Origin of the sequence: Albidovulum sp. (assembly GCF_041919395.1) — a bacterium.
GTDB lineage: Bacteria > Pseudomonadota > Alphaproteobacteria > Rhodobacterales > Rhodobacteraceae > Albidovulum.
The window spans coordinates 1-14616 of record NZ_JAYRTX010000087.1 but is presented as its reverse complement, the minus strand read 5'-3'; the positions used below and the strand labels follow the sequence as shown (position 1 = coordinate 14616).

Here is a 14616-nt window from a genome sequence, read left to right as displayed (position 1 = left end):
ACCGTCCGGCTCGGTCTCGGTACAGGGGGCGACGTGCTTCTGCCGATCCCGGGCCCGCGCACATTCGTGCGATCAGGCGAACTGAAGCTGCGCTACGACCATTCGCGCGGCGACGGCTGGACGCTTGACGGTGCCCTTCGCGGCTTCCGGCGCGACGGCCTCACCTTGGCGGCGCTGACGCTCGACGGTTCGGGACGAATTGGGTTGGCCGGGACGTTCGGGGTCACGCGGCCCCGCGCCGGCGGCACCGTCACCTTCGCCGCAACCGGCATCACGCCTGCCGATCCCGCACTTGCCGCTGCCATCGGGCCGGACCTTTCCGGACGGACGATCTTCTCATGGCAGGAAGGCGAGCCCTTGCGGCTTCCGGAGTTCGACGTGACCGGCCAGGGATATGGCGCGAAGGGCCGGGCAACAGTTTCTGCGGGAGAAGGCGATACCGTGGTTTCGGGCGAGATCTCGGCCGAGGTCGCCGATCTCGGCCGGTTCGCAGCCCTTGCAGGATGGCCGGTCGCCGGCGCGGGCGTGCTTTCGGCTTCGGGATCGGGCGGCGTGCTCTCGGGCCGTTTCGACGTCGAGGGGAAGGTCACCGGGACCAGCCTTGCGGTTGGCGTGCCCGAGATCGACCGCTTGCTCGCGGGGGAAAGTCAGGTCGCCTTCTCCGCCGCCCGGGACGAGACCGGGATCAACCTGCGCCGCCTCGATGTGTCGGCTTCGACACTGTCTGCACGGGTGTCCGGACGGCTGGCGACGGGTGCCTCGGACCTTCGGGCCTCGCTCGACTTCTCGGACCTCTCGGCGCTCGGACCATCATACCGAGGCGCACTGAAGGGCCAGGCGCGTCTGACCGAGGCGGAAGGTACCCGGCAGATGACCCTTGACGCGTCCGGCAACCGGCTGGGGGTTGGCCAGGCGGAGATCGACCGTATCCTTGCCGGTCCCGCGGACCTTCGGCTGGTTGTCAATGAGCGTGATGGGCGGCTGCGCCTCGAGACGCTGAACCTCACGAACCCGCAAGTGACAGTGGGGGCGGCAGGAGTGATCGACGGCGATACCCGGCGGATCGAACTTTCTGCGCGGCTCGCCGACCTTGCGATCCTCGCGCCCGGTTTTCCAGGGCCTCTGACGGCAAGCGGCACGGTAACCGAGACGGTGCTCGGATACGAGGTCGACCTGACGGGCGACGGCCCTGGCGCCACCAATGCTCAGGTCAAGGGCAGCGTCGCGTCCGATTTTTCATCGACCGATCTCGTCCTCACCGGCGGCGGCCAGTCGGCTGTCATCAACCCGTTCATCGAACCGCGCAACGTCACGGGGCCGGTGACCTTCGACCTGCGGCTCAGCGGGCCGCCGCGCCTCTCCTCGCTCTCCGGCCGAGTGTCACTCGACGGCGGGCGGCTTGTGGCACCGACCTTCGGGATCGAGCTGGAGCGTCTCTCCTTGTCTGCGGATCTCGCCCAAGGCACGGCCGCGCTGTCCGGCACCTCTGCGGTGCGCGGCGGTGGCGACCTGGCGTTGTCGGGGTCGGTGGCGCTCACCCGGCCCTATCCCGGCGACCTCGCAATCCGTCTTTCGGCGGCACGGCTCCGCGATCCCGAACTGTTCGACACGACGGTCAGCGGAACCGTGCGCGTCAATGGCCCTCTCCTCGGCGGAGCGGCGATCGCGGGCGAGGTCACACTTGGCCGAACCGAGGTCCGGGTGCCGTCCACGGGCCTTGGCGCAGACCCGCTTCTGCGCGACATCGTGCATGTCCGCGAACCGGCCGGCTCTCGCCAGACGCGGGTAAGGGCCGGGCTGACAGAGCCGGATCAGGGGTCAACGCGACCGGTGTCGTCCTATCCCCTCGACCTTGCCATCACTGCGCCCGAAAGGATTTTCGTGCGCGGGCGTGGACTTGACGCCGAGATGGGCGGGTCGCTCAGGTTGATGGGAACGACCTCCGATGTCGTGCCTTCGGGTCGGTTCAGCCTCATTCGCGGTCGGCTCGACCTCTTGGCGAAGCGCTTCACTATCGACGAGGGAATGATCGAGCTTCAGGGCGCGCTCACGCCATACATCCGCTTCGCGGCGCAAAGCGAAGCCGACGGAATCACCGCGACCATCGTGATAGAGGGGGAGGCCACAGCGCCGGAAATCCGCTTCCTTTCGTCGCCAGAGCTTCCCCAAGAGGAGGTCATCGCGCGCCTCCTGTTCGGCCGTGGGCTCAATAACCTGTCGCCGTTTCAGGCCGCGCAACTCGCCTCGGCCGTGGCGGAGCTTGCGGGACGCGGCGGCGAGGGCATCGTGTCGAAGCTGCGGAACTCCTTCGGTCTCGACGATCTCGACGTCACGACGAACGAAGAGGGATCGGCAGCCGTGCGGGCCGGAAAGTACCTGTCGGAGAAGCTCTATTCCGACGTCACCCTGGGCGCCGAGGGCAAGACCGAGATCAACCTCAATCTCGATGTAAGGCCCGGCGTGACCGCGCGCGGGACTGTCGGGTCCGACGGCTCGACCGGCATCGGCATCTACTACGAGCGTGACTACTGAGCGCGGCGCAGGCGCGCGCGTTCCTCGTTCAGGACGGCGCCGAACAGAACGATATAGGCCGAGATGTAGAGCCACATGAGCAGGGCGATCACCGCCCCGATCGAGCCGTAGATGCGGTTGTAGGCGCCGAAATAGGCGAGATAGACCGAGAAGGCGATGGAAGCCGCGACCCAAAGCATCGCCGCGACGAAGGCCCCGGGCGAAACCCAGGAGTGGCGGTGGCTGCGGCTCTCGGACGTCGGGCCCCAGCGGTAGAAGAGACCGAGGACCACGAACAGGACGGCGAACATGACCACCCAGGGAAGGTAGAAGAGAATGAACGACCCCAGATAGTCCACGTGCAGGAAGTTGAGCGCAACGGGCACGGTGACGACCACGACGAGCGCGGAAAGCACGAGCGCAACCACCGCGCCAGTGAGCACGACGGACCAGAGCAGCCGGAAAAGACCGGGACGGTGGCCGCGATCATGCATCGCATTGAGCCCGCTCACGAGTGCGGCAACGGCGCTGTGGACCGAGTAGAGTGCGACCACAAAGGACAGGATGGTGGTCCAGCCCAGTGCCCGGTTGTTTGCAACCAGAAGCGCGTCGAGGTGGGCTTCGAGAACGCCGTACGCGGCGTCCGGAATGACGCCGTGGATCTGGTCCAGGTATTCCCGCATGACGATCGGGTCGGCGAAAAATCCCCAGATCGCGATTGTCGCCGCCATCCCCGGAAAGAGTGCGAACATCGCATAGAAGGCCACGCCCGCGGAGAGCAGGCCCATGTGCCGCTCATCCATCGCGTTCCAGACGGCGACAGCGAGCTTCATCATGTAGGTTGCCCAGGCCAAGCGGGAACTCCGTACTTTAAGCACCACATGTTCGCGCGCGCGCATGCCGGGCGCAACGGGGGTGACGGCGGAATGCTAACGACAGTCGCGGTCAGTCGTTCCCATGAATCAGATCGAGCGGTATCACTGGCGGTCAGGAGGATTCGCCTTGCGGTTCATAGCACTGCTCACGCTTTGGGCGGCGACTGCGGCGGGCGCGGAAATCCCCGCACCGATCACCGACGCCGACTATGGCCCCGTTTCGATGGATGAAGCCCGGCTCGGGCGGATGCTCTTTTTCGATCCGATCCTCTCGGGTAACCGCAACATCTCGTGCGCGACCTGTCACCATCCGCGCTTCGCCACGTCCGACGGGCTCTCGCTGGGCCTCGGTGAAGGCGGGTTCGGCATCGGGCCCGAGCGCAGGCCCGATCCGGCCAATCCGCCGGAGCAGCGGATTCCCCGCAACGCACAGGCCCTCTTCAATCTCGGCGCGCGCGAATTCACCGTCATGTTTCACGATGGGCGGATCGAAGTCGACCCTTCCCGCCCATCGGGACTGAGGACCCCGCTTGAAGACGACATGGTGGCCGGTTTCGCCTCCATCCTTTCGGCCCAGACGATGTTCCCGGTGCTTTCGCCCGACGAGATGGCGGGGCACTATCAGGAGAACGACGTGTCGACGGCCGTGCGCGAGGGCGTCATTACCCGGCCCGGCGGGGCCTGGGACATTCTCTCGAAGCGCGTCTCGGCCATACCGGAATACCGTGCCATGTTTTCGGCCGCCTACCCGGACATCGCCGGGGGACGCCCGATCGGCTTCACCGACATCTCAAATGCGATCGCCGCTTTCGTTGCCTTCGAATGGCGGTCCGACAACTCGCCCTTCGACTTGATGTTGCGCGGCGGGACGGCCCTCGCACCCGAGGGACAGGCGGGTATGGACCTGTTCTATGGCAAGTCCGGCTGTTCCGGCTGTCATGCGGGCAAGTTCCAGACTGATCACGACTTCCACGCCATGGGCGAGCCACAGCTTGGCCCCGGAAAGGCCGAGCGGTTCGAGCGACACTCCCGCGACGTCGGCAGGATGCGGGTGACCAACCGGCCTGACGATGCCTTTGCCTTCCGCACGCCGTCGCTTCGCAATGTCACCGCGACAGGTCCCTGGGGCCACGCCGGTGCGTGGTCCGATCTTGCTGCGTTTCTGCGTCATCACGCCGACCCTTCGATCGGGCTTTCGGGTTATGACCGCAGTCTGGCGGTGCTTCCGGCCATCGACCTTGCCAAGCCCGACTGGGCAATCCTCGATTCGCCCGACGAAGTGCGTGTGATCGAGGCGGCCGCGCTGCCGGGCAGGCCGCTGTCGGAAATAGAGGTGGCGCAACTGATCGCCTTTCTCGGAGCGCTGCGCGACCAGGCGTCAATCGACGGCCGCCTCGGCATGCCCGAGACCGTGCCAAGCGGGCTTCCGGTGGAGCGTTAGAGCCCGAGGCGCAGTGATAGGCCGTCCGGCCAGACCTCCGTCACCCGGTCAGCGGGAAGCGACGTCCAGTCCGAAACGGTGCCGTCTGGCCAGATGATGCGAACCTCGGGTTTCATCTCGGCTCCGAGTCCGAAATGGAGCGGACCGGCCTGGCCGCCTGCGTGTCCACCGCCGACAGTCACTTCGCGCGCCATCACCTTTCCGGCCGCGCGGAGTTCGACCCAGGCGCCGACGGCGCGGCTGTTGCCTTCCATCCGCGGCTCTATTCCGGCCCAATGGCCCGTATCCGGGGTCGCGTTCTGCCAGAGTTCCAGTGGCGCGCGTCGGTTCACCACCACGAGATCGAGCCGCCCGTCGCCGTCGAAGTCCGCGAGCGCCGCTCCGCGCGCGCGTTCGGTCGTGGCAATGCCGGCCACGTCGGCCCTCTCGACGAAACTTCCGTTCGGCTGCTGCATCAGGAGGTTGTTCGGGTCATGGATCGCGTTCGAGGGCATCTGATCCACGTTCCCCTTGGCGATGAAGATGTCCATTCGCCCGTCGTTGTCCACATCCGCAAACTCGGCGTGCCATCCGGTGGAGGGCCGGCCATCGTCGCCGATGAACGGTCTCTGCGCGTAGGTGCCGAGTTCATAGGGTGCATCGGTGAAGCCGGTCCCCGTATTGAACTGGAGAAGCTGGTCGCCCATCGAGGTCATCATCACTTCGGGCAACCCGTCGCCGTTCAGGTCCTGGCTGGCGATCCCCATCCCCCAGAGCGAGACGCGGGGCCAGTCCTCCGTCCGCTCGGCGAGCGGGCTGAGGCGGAACATCTGTTCGTAGCCGCCGCGAACGTAATAGTGACGATCGTTGGAGACACGTAGCTCCGGCTCGCCCGAGCGACGCCAATCGCTGATCAGCATGGAGAGTGTGCAGAAGCCGGGTGAGATCGTCTCGGGTGCACCGTAGATTCGTCCCGAAGGTCGATAGAGGTCCGATGTGTCGCAGGCTTCGAACGGACCTTTGGGGTTGGCGCGGTCCACATAGTGTCCGAAGGCCAGTGTCGGAAGGCTCGCCCCCTTCTCCCAGATGGCCGAAAAGGCCGTTGTCCAGGCGTCGCGAGGGTTGAAACCCAGGGCCGCCGAGGCGTCAGTGAAGGTGCAGTCAGGCCCGCCGCGCAGCAGGATGTCGCGTCCCACCCGCAGCACGGCCAGGTCAAGCGCGCCGTCTCCGTCGATGTCGAGCGGATAGGCTCCTGTCACGCCAGTGATCGGCGGTGCGTCGCCCAGCGCGAAGGTGAGCGGCGATGTCGCGCCCCCGGTGATATTCACGAACAGACGCGCGGGGTTGGTACCGCCGGCCACGAAAATCTCCGGCCTGGCGTCGCCGTTGCAGTCGAACACGGCGACCCCGCCGCCTACAAAATGCTCCCACCCGCCTTCATAAACATGTGCGACCGGCAAGTCGCCCGCGCGATCGACGAAAAGAGGCGCTGCCGCGGCCGGCGACGCGGCGGTCGTTACGATTAGGACGATCATCCTCATTGGGCGGCAACTTCCCGTGCGGGGCTCAACAACTGTTCCGTCACCTGCGACAGCGCCAGCGCCGCCGCGCCATGGGCCCAGAGCAGATCGCCCCAGGCATGGATCTCGATACGCGGTGCCGGGCGCCCGGTATTGAGTGCCAGCGCCTTTATCTCGCCCAGCGTTTCGTTGGCGTAAAGGTAGTCATAGCGCATCCGTTCACCCGAGAGGACGATCAGTTCGGGGTCGAAGAGGTTCACCACGTTGGCCAGTCCCAGAGCGAGGTAGCGTCCGGCCCGGTGAAAGATGGAGCGTGCTGCGGCATTGCCGGCCTTGGCGTGATCGTAGAGGCTTTCGAGGAGGATATTGACGGACTGGGTCTCGCGGCTGGTCAGGTTCAGGGCCGTGGTTGCCTCGCGCACCAGTGCGTAATCCGCGACATAGGCCTCCAGACAGCCGCGCTGGCCGCATCGGCAGAGAGCGCCGTCAAGCTGCACCTTCGTGTGGCCGAGTTCCATTCCGAGCCCCTGGCCGCCGCGATAGATGCGATGGTTCATCACGAAGCCCATGCCGACCCCGTGTTCGATCGTGAGCACGGCGAAGTCGGAAAGGCTGCGGCCGGCCCCGAACCACAACTCGGCGAGCGTCACAAGGTTCGCGTCGTTATCCACGTGAACCGGTCGGCCGAGCCTCTCGCTCGCGGCCGCGGCGAGCGGCGCATGGCGGCTTGCGATGACCGGAGACCAGTGGACGATACCGGTCGCGGTATCGACGAACCCCGGCACGCCGAGGCCTATGGCGCTGAGCTTTTCAGGCAGGATTCCGGCCTTCTCGCAGAGCCGTCCGACAAGTGTCGCGGTCGCGGCAACAAGGTCGGCGAGTTCCATCGCGCCCGGCTGGCGTGTGATGGCTTCGTCGGCGATGAGGTTGCCGGCGAAATCCACAATCACCGCGGTATGTTCGCGGTCCGAAAGCTTGACGCCGGCGACAAGCCTTGCATCCGCGCGGACGCCTAACGCCACCGCCGGACGTCCACGCCCGCCATCCCCGACATCACGCTGCGTCGACACTTCCTCGAGCAGCCCCATCTCGATCAGTTCCGACGTCAGAGTCGTGACGGAGGCAGGGCTGACACCGAGCTCCTTTGCGACCTGCACGCGCGGCATGTAGCCGGCGGCCCGGACCCTTTCGAAGATCTGCTGGCGGAGGGGGCGCGCCGACTCGGTGAGAGAGGGGATCAGGGGCCCGCATCCTTGCGTTCGCGCCTCGATCCTGCGCACGGCACGCGCCTCCCGGTCCTTCATTTCTTAGTCCACCTAATTAAAGGCGCGCGACTTTTTTGCGGGCGCGCTCGATTCTCTGCGTTGCGGCACCCAAGATCGCATCAATCTTGCGCGGTATCAGTGTGCGGTCTGACTTTTAATTTGACAAGTGAAATTATTGAAGGCAATTTCGACACTGTATCGGCGAATCCGTCGATCCGGGCGGCATGCCCACCAACGGGAGGAACTTATGCACAAGTCCATTCTGGCGGCCGTCGCCCTGGCGGCCGGTTTCGCTTCAAATTCGGCCTGGGCGCAGACGATCGGCGTGAGCTGGTCGAACTTCCAGGAAGAGCGCTGGAAAACCGACGAGGCCGCCATCAAGGCGGCGCTGGAAGCAGCCGGCGCCACCTACATCTCCGCGGACGCACAGGCCTCCGCCGCCAAGCAGCTGACGGATGTCGAGGCGCTCATCGCCCAAGGGGCCGAGGCGCTGATCATCCTCGCCATGGACAAGGATGCGATCGGCCCGGCAGTCGACAAGGCTGCGGCAGAAGGCATCCCGGTTGTCGGCTATGACCGCCTGATCGAGGACGAGCGCGCCTTCTACCTGACCTTCGACAACAAGGGCGTCGGAAGCATCATCGCCGAAACGGTGAAGGCCGCCCAGCCCGAAGGGAACTATGCGATCATCAAGGGCGACCCTGGCGATCCCAATGCCGACTTCCTGCGCGAGGGCATGGAAGAAGTGATCGGCGCAGACGTCGCGGCAGGCAAGATCAAGATCGTCTGCGAAACCTATACGGACGGCTGGAAGCCTGAGAACGCGCAGGCGAACATGGAGCAGTGCCTGACCGCCAACAACAACGCCATCGACGCGGTTCTCGCCGAGAACGACGGCATGGCCGGCGGTGTGATCGCAGCGCTGCAGGCCCAGGGTCTCACGGTTCCGGTCGGGGGACAGGACGGCGACCTTGCGGCGCTGAACCGCGTGGCCCGCGGATCGCAGACCGTGTCCGTCTGGAAGGACAGCCGTGCGCTCGGCAAGGCCGCGGGCGAGATCGCTGTCGCGCTTGCCAAGGGTACGGCCATGGATGCGGTCCAGGGGGCTCAAAAGTGGTCCGGCGGAGAGAAGGGGGTGGCGATGAACGCGATCTTCCTTGCCCCGACCCCGATCACCAAGGAAACGCTTAACCTCGTCATCGACGCAGGCCACATCTCGAAGGAGCAGGCCTGCGAGGGCGCTGCGTCTGACGTGGCTGCATGCCAGTGAACTGAGCCACTTGACCGACGCCGGACCGATCCGGCGTCGGTCAATTCGGGCGGGCGCCGGTCAGGCGCTTCCAAGATGTGGTCAGGCAACCCCTGTCACGCCTGACCGCGCAAGCACCGATCCCCTTAAACGTGCGGGTGCGCCATGACGCAGACAACTTCTCGGATCTCCGCCAGCAATCCCGCCACGGGCATTTTCGGCCGGTTCCTCAGGGCCACCGAGATCGACACTCGCCTTCTGGGCATGGTCGGTGCTCTCGTCGCGATCTGGGTCGGCTTTCATATCTACGGCATCGTCGCAAACGGCAGCGGTGTGTTCCTGACGCCCCGGAACCTCTGGAATCTGTCTGTGCAGACGGCGTCCATCGGGATCATGGCCTGCGGGATGGTGCTGGTCATCATCACGAGGCACATCGACCTTTCCGTGGGCTCCCTTCTCGGTTTCGCGGCCATGGTCATGGGGATCACCCAAGTCTGGGTCCTGCCGCAGTGGCTCGGCCTCGGTCATCCGGCGATATGGATCATCGCTTCCATCGTCGGCATGTCGGTGGGAGCCTCGATCGGCGCCTTTCACGGGTGGCTGGTCGCCTACCGCGGGATCCCGGCCTTCATCGTCACGCTCGGTGGCCTCCTTGTGTGGCGCGGCGCGGCCTTCCTTCTGGCGCGAGGTGAGACCATCTCTCCGGTGGATGCGAATTTCGCCCTGATCGGCGGAGGCCCCTATGGTTCCATCGGCGCGACCGGCAGCTGGATCGTGGGGCTCGCCGCCTGCTCCGGGATTGTCTGGCTGCTGGTGCAGGGGCGCAAGCAGCGACTCAAGTTCGACTTTCCGTTGCGGCCCATGTGGGCCGAGTACACGCTCGGCGTCCTCGGGTGCGGACTTGTGATCGGGTCGGTGCTGCTCGTGAACGCCTATCCATGGCCGCGCGGAATCGTGAACCAGTACGCGGCAGCGCAGGGGATCGAAGTCCCCGAAGGCGGCCTATTCATCAGCCACGGCTTTGCCATTCCGGTTCTGGTTCTCGCGGTTGTCGGCATCGGGATGACGTTCCTCATGACCAGGACGCGATTCGGCCGCTATGTCCTGGCGATCGGAGGCAATCCCGACGCGGCAGAACTCGCCGGGATCGACACGCGCTGGATGACGGTCAAGATCTTTGCGCTGATGGGTTTCCTGACTGGGCTTTCGGCCGTCGTCGCATCTGCGCGGCTCAACTCCGCCACCAATTCGCTCGGCCAGCTCGACGAGCTCTACGTCATCGCCGCCGCCGTGATCGGGGGCACGTCCCTCGCCGGCGGGGTGGGCACGATCTACGGCGCGATCATCGGCGCGCTCGTCATGCAGAGCCTGAAGACCGGCATGGTTCTGATCGGTTTCGACGCCGCGATGCAGGATATCGTCGTCGGCATCGTGCTCGTCCTGGCCGTCTATGTGGACAAGCTTTATCGCAGCCGCGCGAAATAGGGGTGACCAACATGCTAGACAGTCAGAAGCCCCGCACGCCTCTCGTCGAGATGCGCGACATCTCGATCGCCTTCGGAGGCATCAAGGCCGTGGATCACGTCACGGTCGACCTCTATCCCGGCGAGGTTGTCGGGCTGCTCGGTCACAATGGTGCCGGCAAGTCCACCCTGATCAAATGCCTCTCCGGCGCCTATCAGGCGGATTCGGGCGATATCTGGATCAGCGGTGAGAAGGCCGAGATCCACAACCCGCGGGATGCGCGAAAGTACAACATCGAGACGATCTACCAGACGCTTGCGCTGGCCGACAACCTGGATGCCGCTTCCAACCTTTTCCTCGGGCGCGAGCTGGTGACATCCGCAGGCCTCGTCGACGATGCGCGCATGGAGGCCGAGACACGCAAGATCATGGGCCGTCTCAACCCCAACTTCCGCAAATTCAACGTGCCGGTTTCCGCCCTCTCCGGAGGGCAGCGGCAGTCGGTTGCCATCGCGCGCGCCGTCTATTTCGACGCGCGCATCCTCATCATGGACGAGCCCACGGCCGCGCTCGGGCCGCACGAGACACAGATGGTGGCGGAACTGATCCAGGAGTTGAAGGCACAAGGGCTCGGAATCTTCCTGATCGAGCATGACATCCACAACGTGATGAAGCTCTGCGACCGTGCGTCTGTCATGAAAAACGGGCAACTTGTGGGCACCGTCAATGTCGACGAGGTCACGGACGAAGACATCCTCGGCATGATCATCCTGGGCAAGAAACCCGAAAGGTCAGCCTGAGATGTATCTCGGCCTGGATCTTGGCACGTCGGGTTTGAAGGCCATCCTGATTGACGACGGCCAGAATATCGTCGCGGAGGCGACCGCGCCGCTTTCTGTGTCGCGCCCGCAAGATGGCTGGTCGGAACAGTCTCCGGCAGACTGGATTGCCGCCGCCGAATCCGCCATCGGCGCGCTTCCAGCCGAACGGCGTGCCGCGATCCGCGGTATCGGGCTTTCGGGCCAGATGCACGGCGCAACCCTGTTGGACGCTGCCGACGATGTGCTGAGGCCCTGCATACTCTGGAACGATACGCGCGCCCACGCCGAGGCGGCGGTGCTCGATGCCGACCCCCGGTTTCGCGCGATCACCGGCAACACCGTCTTTCCCGGCTTCACGGCACCTAAACTCGTCTGGGTGAAGGCGCACGAGCCGCAGGTCTTCGCACGCGTGGCGAAGGTCCTCCTGCCGAAGGATTACCTGAGGCTCTGGCTGACCGGCGAGCATGTCGCCGAAATGTCGGATGCCGCGGGAACGAGTTGGCTGGATACGGGCAGGCGCACATGGTCGGAAGAGCTTCTTGCCGCGACCTTCCTGCCGCTTGCGGCGATGCCTCGACTTGTCGAGGGGTCGGAGGTCTCGGCGCAGGTCCGCCCCGAGATAGCGGCGCGGTTCGGCCTTGGGCGCAATGTCGTCGTTGCCGGCGGCGCAGGCGACAACGCTGCCGCGGCGATAGGGGTCGGGGTCGTCTCCGCCGGACAGGCCTTCGTTTCCCTCGGCACATCGGGCGTGCTTTTCGCCGCGAATGACGGCTACCGGCCCGACCCGGCCACCGCGGTCCACACCTTCTGCCATGCCCTGCCGGGCAAGTGGCACCAGATGGGAGTGATCCTGGCGGCAACGGATGCCCTGAACTGGTTCGCCCGGCTCGCAGGCACCGAGGCGCCGATGCTCGCGGGTGCGCTCGGCGCGTTGGAGCCGCCGGGCAAGACGCGCTTCCTGCCCTATCTTGGCGGCGAGCGGACACCGCTTAACGATGCCGCGATCCGAGGTGCGTTCATCGGGCTTGAACATGCGACCGACCGGGAGGCGGCAACGCGGGCGGTTCTCGAAGGGGTGGCGTTCGCGATCCGGGATTGCCGGGATGCGCTGGCGGCGACCGGGACGCGCATCGACCGACTCATCGCCGTCGGCGGCGGGTCGCGGTCGGACTACTGGCTTTCGGCGATCGCCACGGCATTGGCGACGCCCGTTTCCGTTCCTGTCGCCGGTGACTTCGGCGGCGCTTTCGGCGCCGCGCGACTGGCGATCATGGCGGCAACCGGCGCGGGGGCAGCAATTGCGACCGCGCCGGCGACCGCGCGCACGTTCGAGCCGCAGACACGGCTGCTTTCAGCCTTTGACGACGGTTTCGCTCGATTCCGGGCCGCGCAATCCGCCATCAAGGGCCTAACCTGAGGGACTTCCATGACCGGCTTTTTCAAGGGCATTCCGGCGATCCGATACGAAGGTCCGGAGAGCGAGAACGAGTTCGCCTTCCGCCACTACGACCCTGACGAGATGGTGTCGGACAAGCGCATGGAGGATCACCTGCGCTTTGCGGTCGCCTATTGGCACAGCTTCGCCTGGCCTGGCGGCGATCCCTTCGGCGGGCAGACCTTCGAGCGGCCCTGGTTTGGCGACACCATGGACCATGCGCGGCTGAAGGCCGACGCAGCCTTCGAGATGTTCGACATTCTTGGTGTCCCGTTCTTCTGCTTTCACGATGCCGACGTAAGGCCGGAGGGCGGAAGCTTCGCCGCAAGCCTGAAGAACTTCGAAGCGATCGTCGATTATTTCGGTCAGAAGATGCAGACGCACCGCACGCGGCTTCTGTGGGGCACGGCAAACCTCTTCTCCCACCGCCGCTTCATGGCTGGCGCCGCGACGAACCCCGATCCGGACGTCTTCGCCTGGTCGGCCGCTACCGTGAAGGCATGCATGGACGCGACCCACCGCCTCGGTGGGCAGAACTACGTCCTCTGGGGCGGGCGCGAAGGTTATGAGTCGCTTCTCAACACCGATCTTGCGCGCGAACGCCGGCAGGCAGGCCGTTTCCTTCAGATGGTCGTGGAGTACAAGCACCGGATCGGCTTCAAGGGTACGATCCTCATCGAGCCGAAGCCGCAGGAACCATCGAAGCACCAGTACGACTACGACGTCGCCACCGTCTACGGCTTCCTGAAGGACTTCGGGCTCGAGGGTGAGGTGAAGGTCAACATCGAGCAGGGCCACGCGATCCTCGCGGGGCACTCCTTCGAACACGAGATCGCGCTGGCAGCATCGCTTGGCATTCTCGGTTCCATCGACATGAACCGGAACGACTACCAGTCAGGCTGGGACACCGACCAGTTTCCAGACTCGGTGCCCGAGATGGCGCGGGCCTATTATGAAATCCTGCGGGCGGGCGGACTTACGACCGGAGGCACGAACTTCGATGCCAAGCTCCGGCGCCAGAGCCTCGACCCCGAGGACCTGATCCTCGCACATGTCGGCGCCATGGATGTCTGCGCGCGCGCGCTGAAGTCGGCAGCCGCGCTGTTGCAGGACGGTGCCCTCGAGCGTTCGCGATCCGAACGCTATGCCGGATGGGACCAGCCCGAGGCGCAACGCATGCTCAGATCAGGGACGCTTGAGTCGATCTCGGCGCGGGTTCTGGAATCCGGGCTCGATCCGAAGCCGCGATCCGGCCGGCAGGAACGGTTGGAGAATCTCTGGAACCGATTCGTTTAGACGGCGCTGCTTTTCGATTTCCGGCAGCCCAACACGATGGCCTCACCGGCAGCAGGCAGGAGGTCACTTGATTCGCGTGCCGTTTGCGAGGTGCTCCCAAGTTACTCGCCTTTAAGGTTAACCATTTGCCCAAGATTCGGCTGAATCCCGGCGCGAATCCGCCGGTATTCCCGGTTGTTCTCGCGATGGAAAAATTAGGCGTCGCAAATCCGTAACGTTTCCTTCCATACTGTCCGTGCATCGGACATCTGGGGGCGTCCGGACAACCTGCCTAGGAGACACTGGGATGGCTGCCCCCTTTTTCGAGTTCCGTGACCATGCATTTTCGCTGAGTCGGCCGCGCTACTATAATGTTCGCGGCAAGCGGCTCTTCGACCTCGCGGCAGTTCTCTTGATGATGCCGGTTGTCCTGCCCTTGATGATCCTAGTTGCGTGCGTCGCTGCAATGGGCGGAGGGCAGCCGTTCTATTCGCAGTTGCGGGTAGGGCGTGACGGAAGGACCTTTCGGTGCTGGAAGGTCCGAACCATGATTCGGGATGCCGACGCCGCCCTCGTCCGCATTCTTGCAGAGCACCCGGCGCTTGCCGCGGAATGGCAGCATCGTCAGAAACTGTCGCGCGATCCCCGGATCACCCGGTTCGGGGTCTTCTTGCGGAAAACGAGCCTCGATGAACTCCCGCAGTTGTGGAACGTCCTGAACGGGACAATGAGCCTTGTCGGCCCGCGGCCCTTCACGCCCGAACAGTGCGAGATGTATCCC

General features: G+C 65.1%; 11 protein-coding genes. 8 read left to right on the top strand and 3 right to left on the bottom strand.

Annotated features, from left to right (window positions below):
- Positions 1-2532 (top strand): translocation/assembly module TamB domain-containing protein (locus tag ACMUOO_RS13555; protein WP_413855517.1); only part of this gene is annotated, 2532 nt, incomplete at its 5' end.
- Here ACMUOO_RS13555 and ACMUOO_RS13550 read toward each other — a convergent pair.
- Entirely contained in the window at positions 2526-3365 is an 840-nt protein-coding gene (locus tag ACMUOO_RS13550) for a YihY/virulence factor BrkB family protein (RefSeq protein WP_301919764.1), read from the bottom strand. The genes ACMUOO_RS13555 and ACMUOO_RS13550 overlap by 7 nt on opposite strands.
- 103 nt (positions 3366-3468) lie before the next feature.
- Here ACMUOO_RS13550 and ACMUOO_RS13545 point away from each other — a divergent pair, with 103 nt between their 5' ends.
- Positions 3469-4827, top strand: a complete 1359-nt coding sequence (locus ACMUOO_RS13545) for a cytochrome-c peroxidase (protein ID WP_413855515.1) — start codon at positions 3469-3471, stop codon at positions 4825-4827.
- On the opposite strand, the gene ACMUOO_RS13540 is transcribed toward ACMUOO_RS13545, so the two are convergent.
- Together ACMUOO_RS13540 and ACMUOO_RS13535 are read right to left on the bottom strand one after the other, a co-directional pair.
- Positions 4824-6341 (bottom strand): CRTAC1 family protein, encoded by a 1518-nt coding sequence (locus ACMUOO_RS13540; RefSeq protein ID WP_367891218.1) that lies wholly within the window; start codon positions 6339-6341, stop codon positions 4824-4826. The genes ACMUOO_RS13545 and ACMUOO_RS13540 overlap by 4 nt on opposite strands.
- Before the next feature lie 2 nt (positions 6342-6343).
- The gene (locus tag ACMUOO_RS13535; protein ID WP_301919761.1) at positions 6344-7630 is read right to left on the bottom strand and encodes an ROK family transcriptional regulator; all 1287 of its coding nucleotides are present in this window, start codon (positions 7628-7630) and stop codon (positions 6344-6346) included.
- Positions 7631-7838: 208 nt separating this feature from the next.
- On the opposite strand from ACMUOO_RS13535, the gene ACMUOO_RS13530 reads away from it, so the two are divergent.
- From ACMUOO_RS13530 to ACMUOO_RS13505, 6 genes are all read left to right on the top strand, one after another.
- The gene (locus ACMUOO_RS13530) at positions 7839-8861 is read left to right on the top strand and encodes a substrate-binding domain-containing protein (RefSeq protein WP_301919760.1); all 1023 of its coding nucleotides are present in this window, start codon (positions 7839-7841) and stop codon (positions 8859-8861) included.
- A gap of 144 nt (positions 8862-9005) precedes the next feature.
- A complete protein-coding gene (locus ACMUOO_RS13525) occupies positions 9006-10325 on the top strand; it encodes a sugar ABC transporter permease (RefSeq protein WP_301919759.1) in 1320 nt (439 codons plus the stop codon).
- Positions 10326-10336: 11 nt separating this feature from the next.
- Positions 10337-11104, top strand: a complete 768-nt coding sequence (locus ACMUOO_RS13520) for an ATP-binding cassette domain-containing protein (RefSeq protein ID WP_301919853.1) — start codon at positions 10337-10339, stop codon at positions 11102-11104.
- A 1-nt stretch (position 11105) separates the two neighbouring features.
- Complete coding sequence (gene xylB / locus ACMUOO_RS13515; protein WP_301919758.1) at positions 11106-12542, top strand: xylulokinase; 1437 nt, start codon at positions 11106-11108, stop codon at positions 12540-12542.
- Between the two features lie 9 nt (positions 12543-12551).
- Positions 12552-13856: a xylose isomerase gene (gene xylA / locus ACMUOO_RS13510; protein WP_301919757.1), complete on the top strand. Its 1305-nt coding sequence runs from the start codon at positions 12552-12554 to the stop codon at positions 13854-13856.
- A 286-nt stretch (positions 13857-14142) separates the two neighbouring features.
- Positions 14143-14616: sugar transferase (locus ACMUOO_RS13505; RefSeq protein WP_413855511.1), on the top strand; the 474-nt coding region annotated here is incomplete at its 3' end.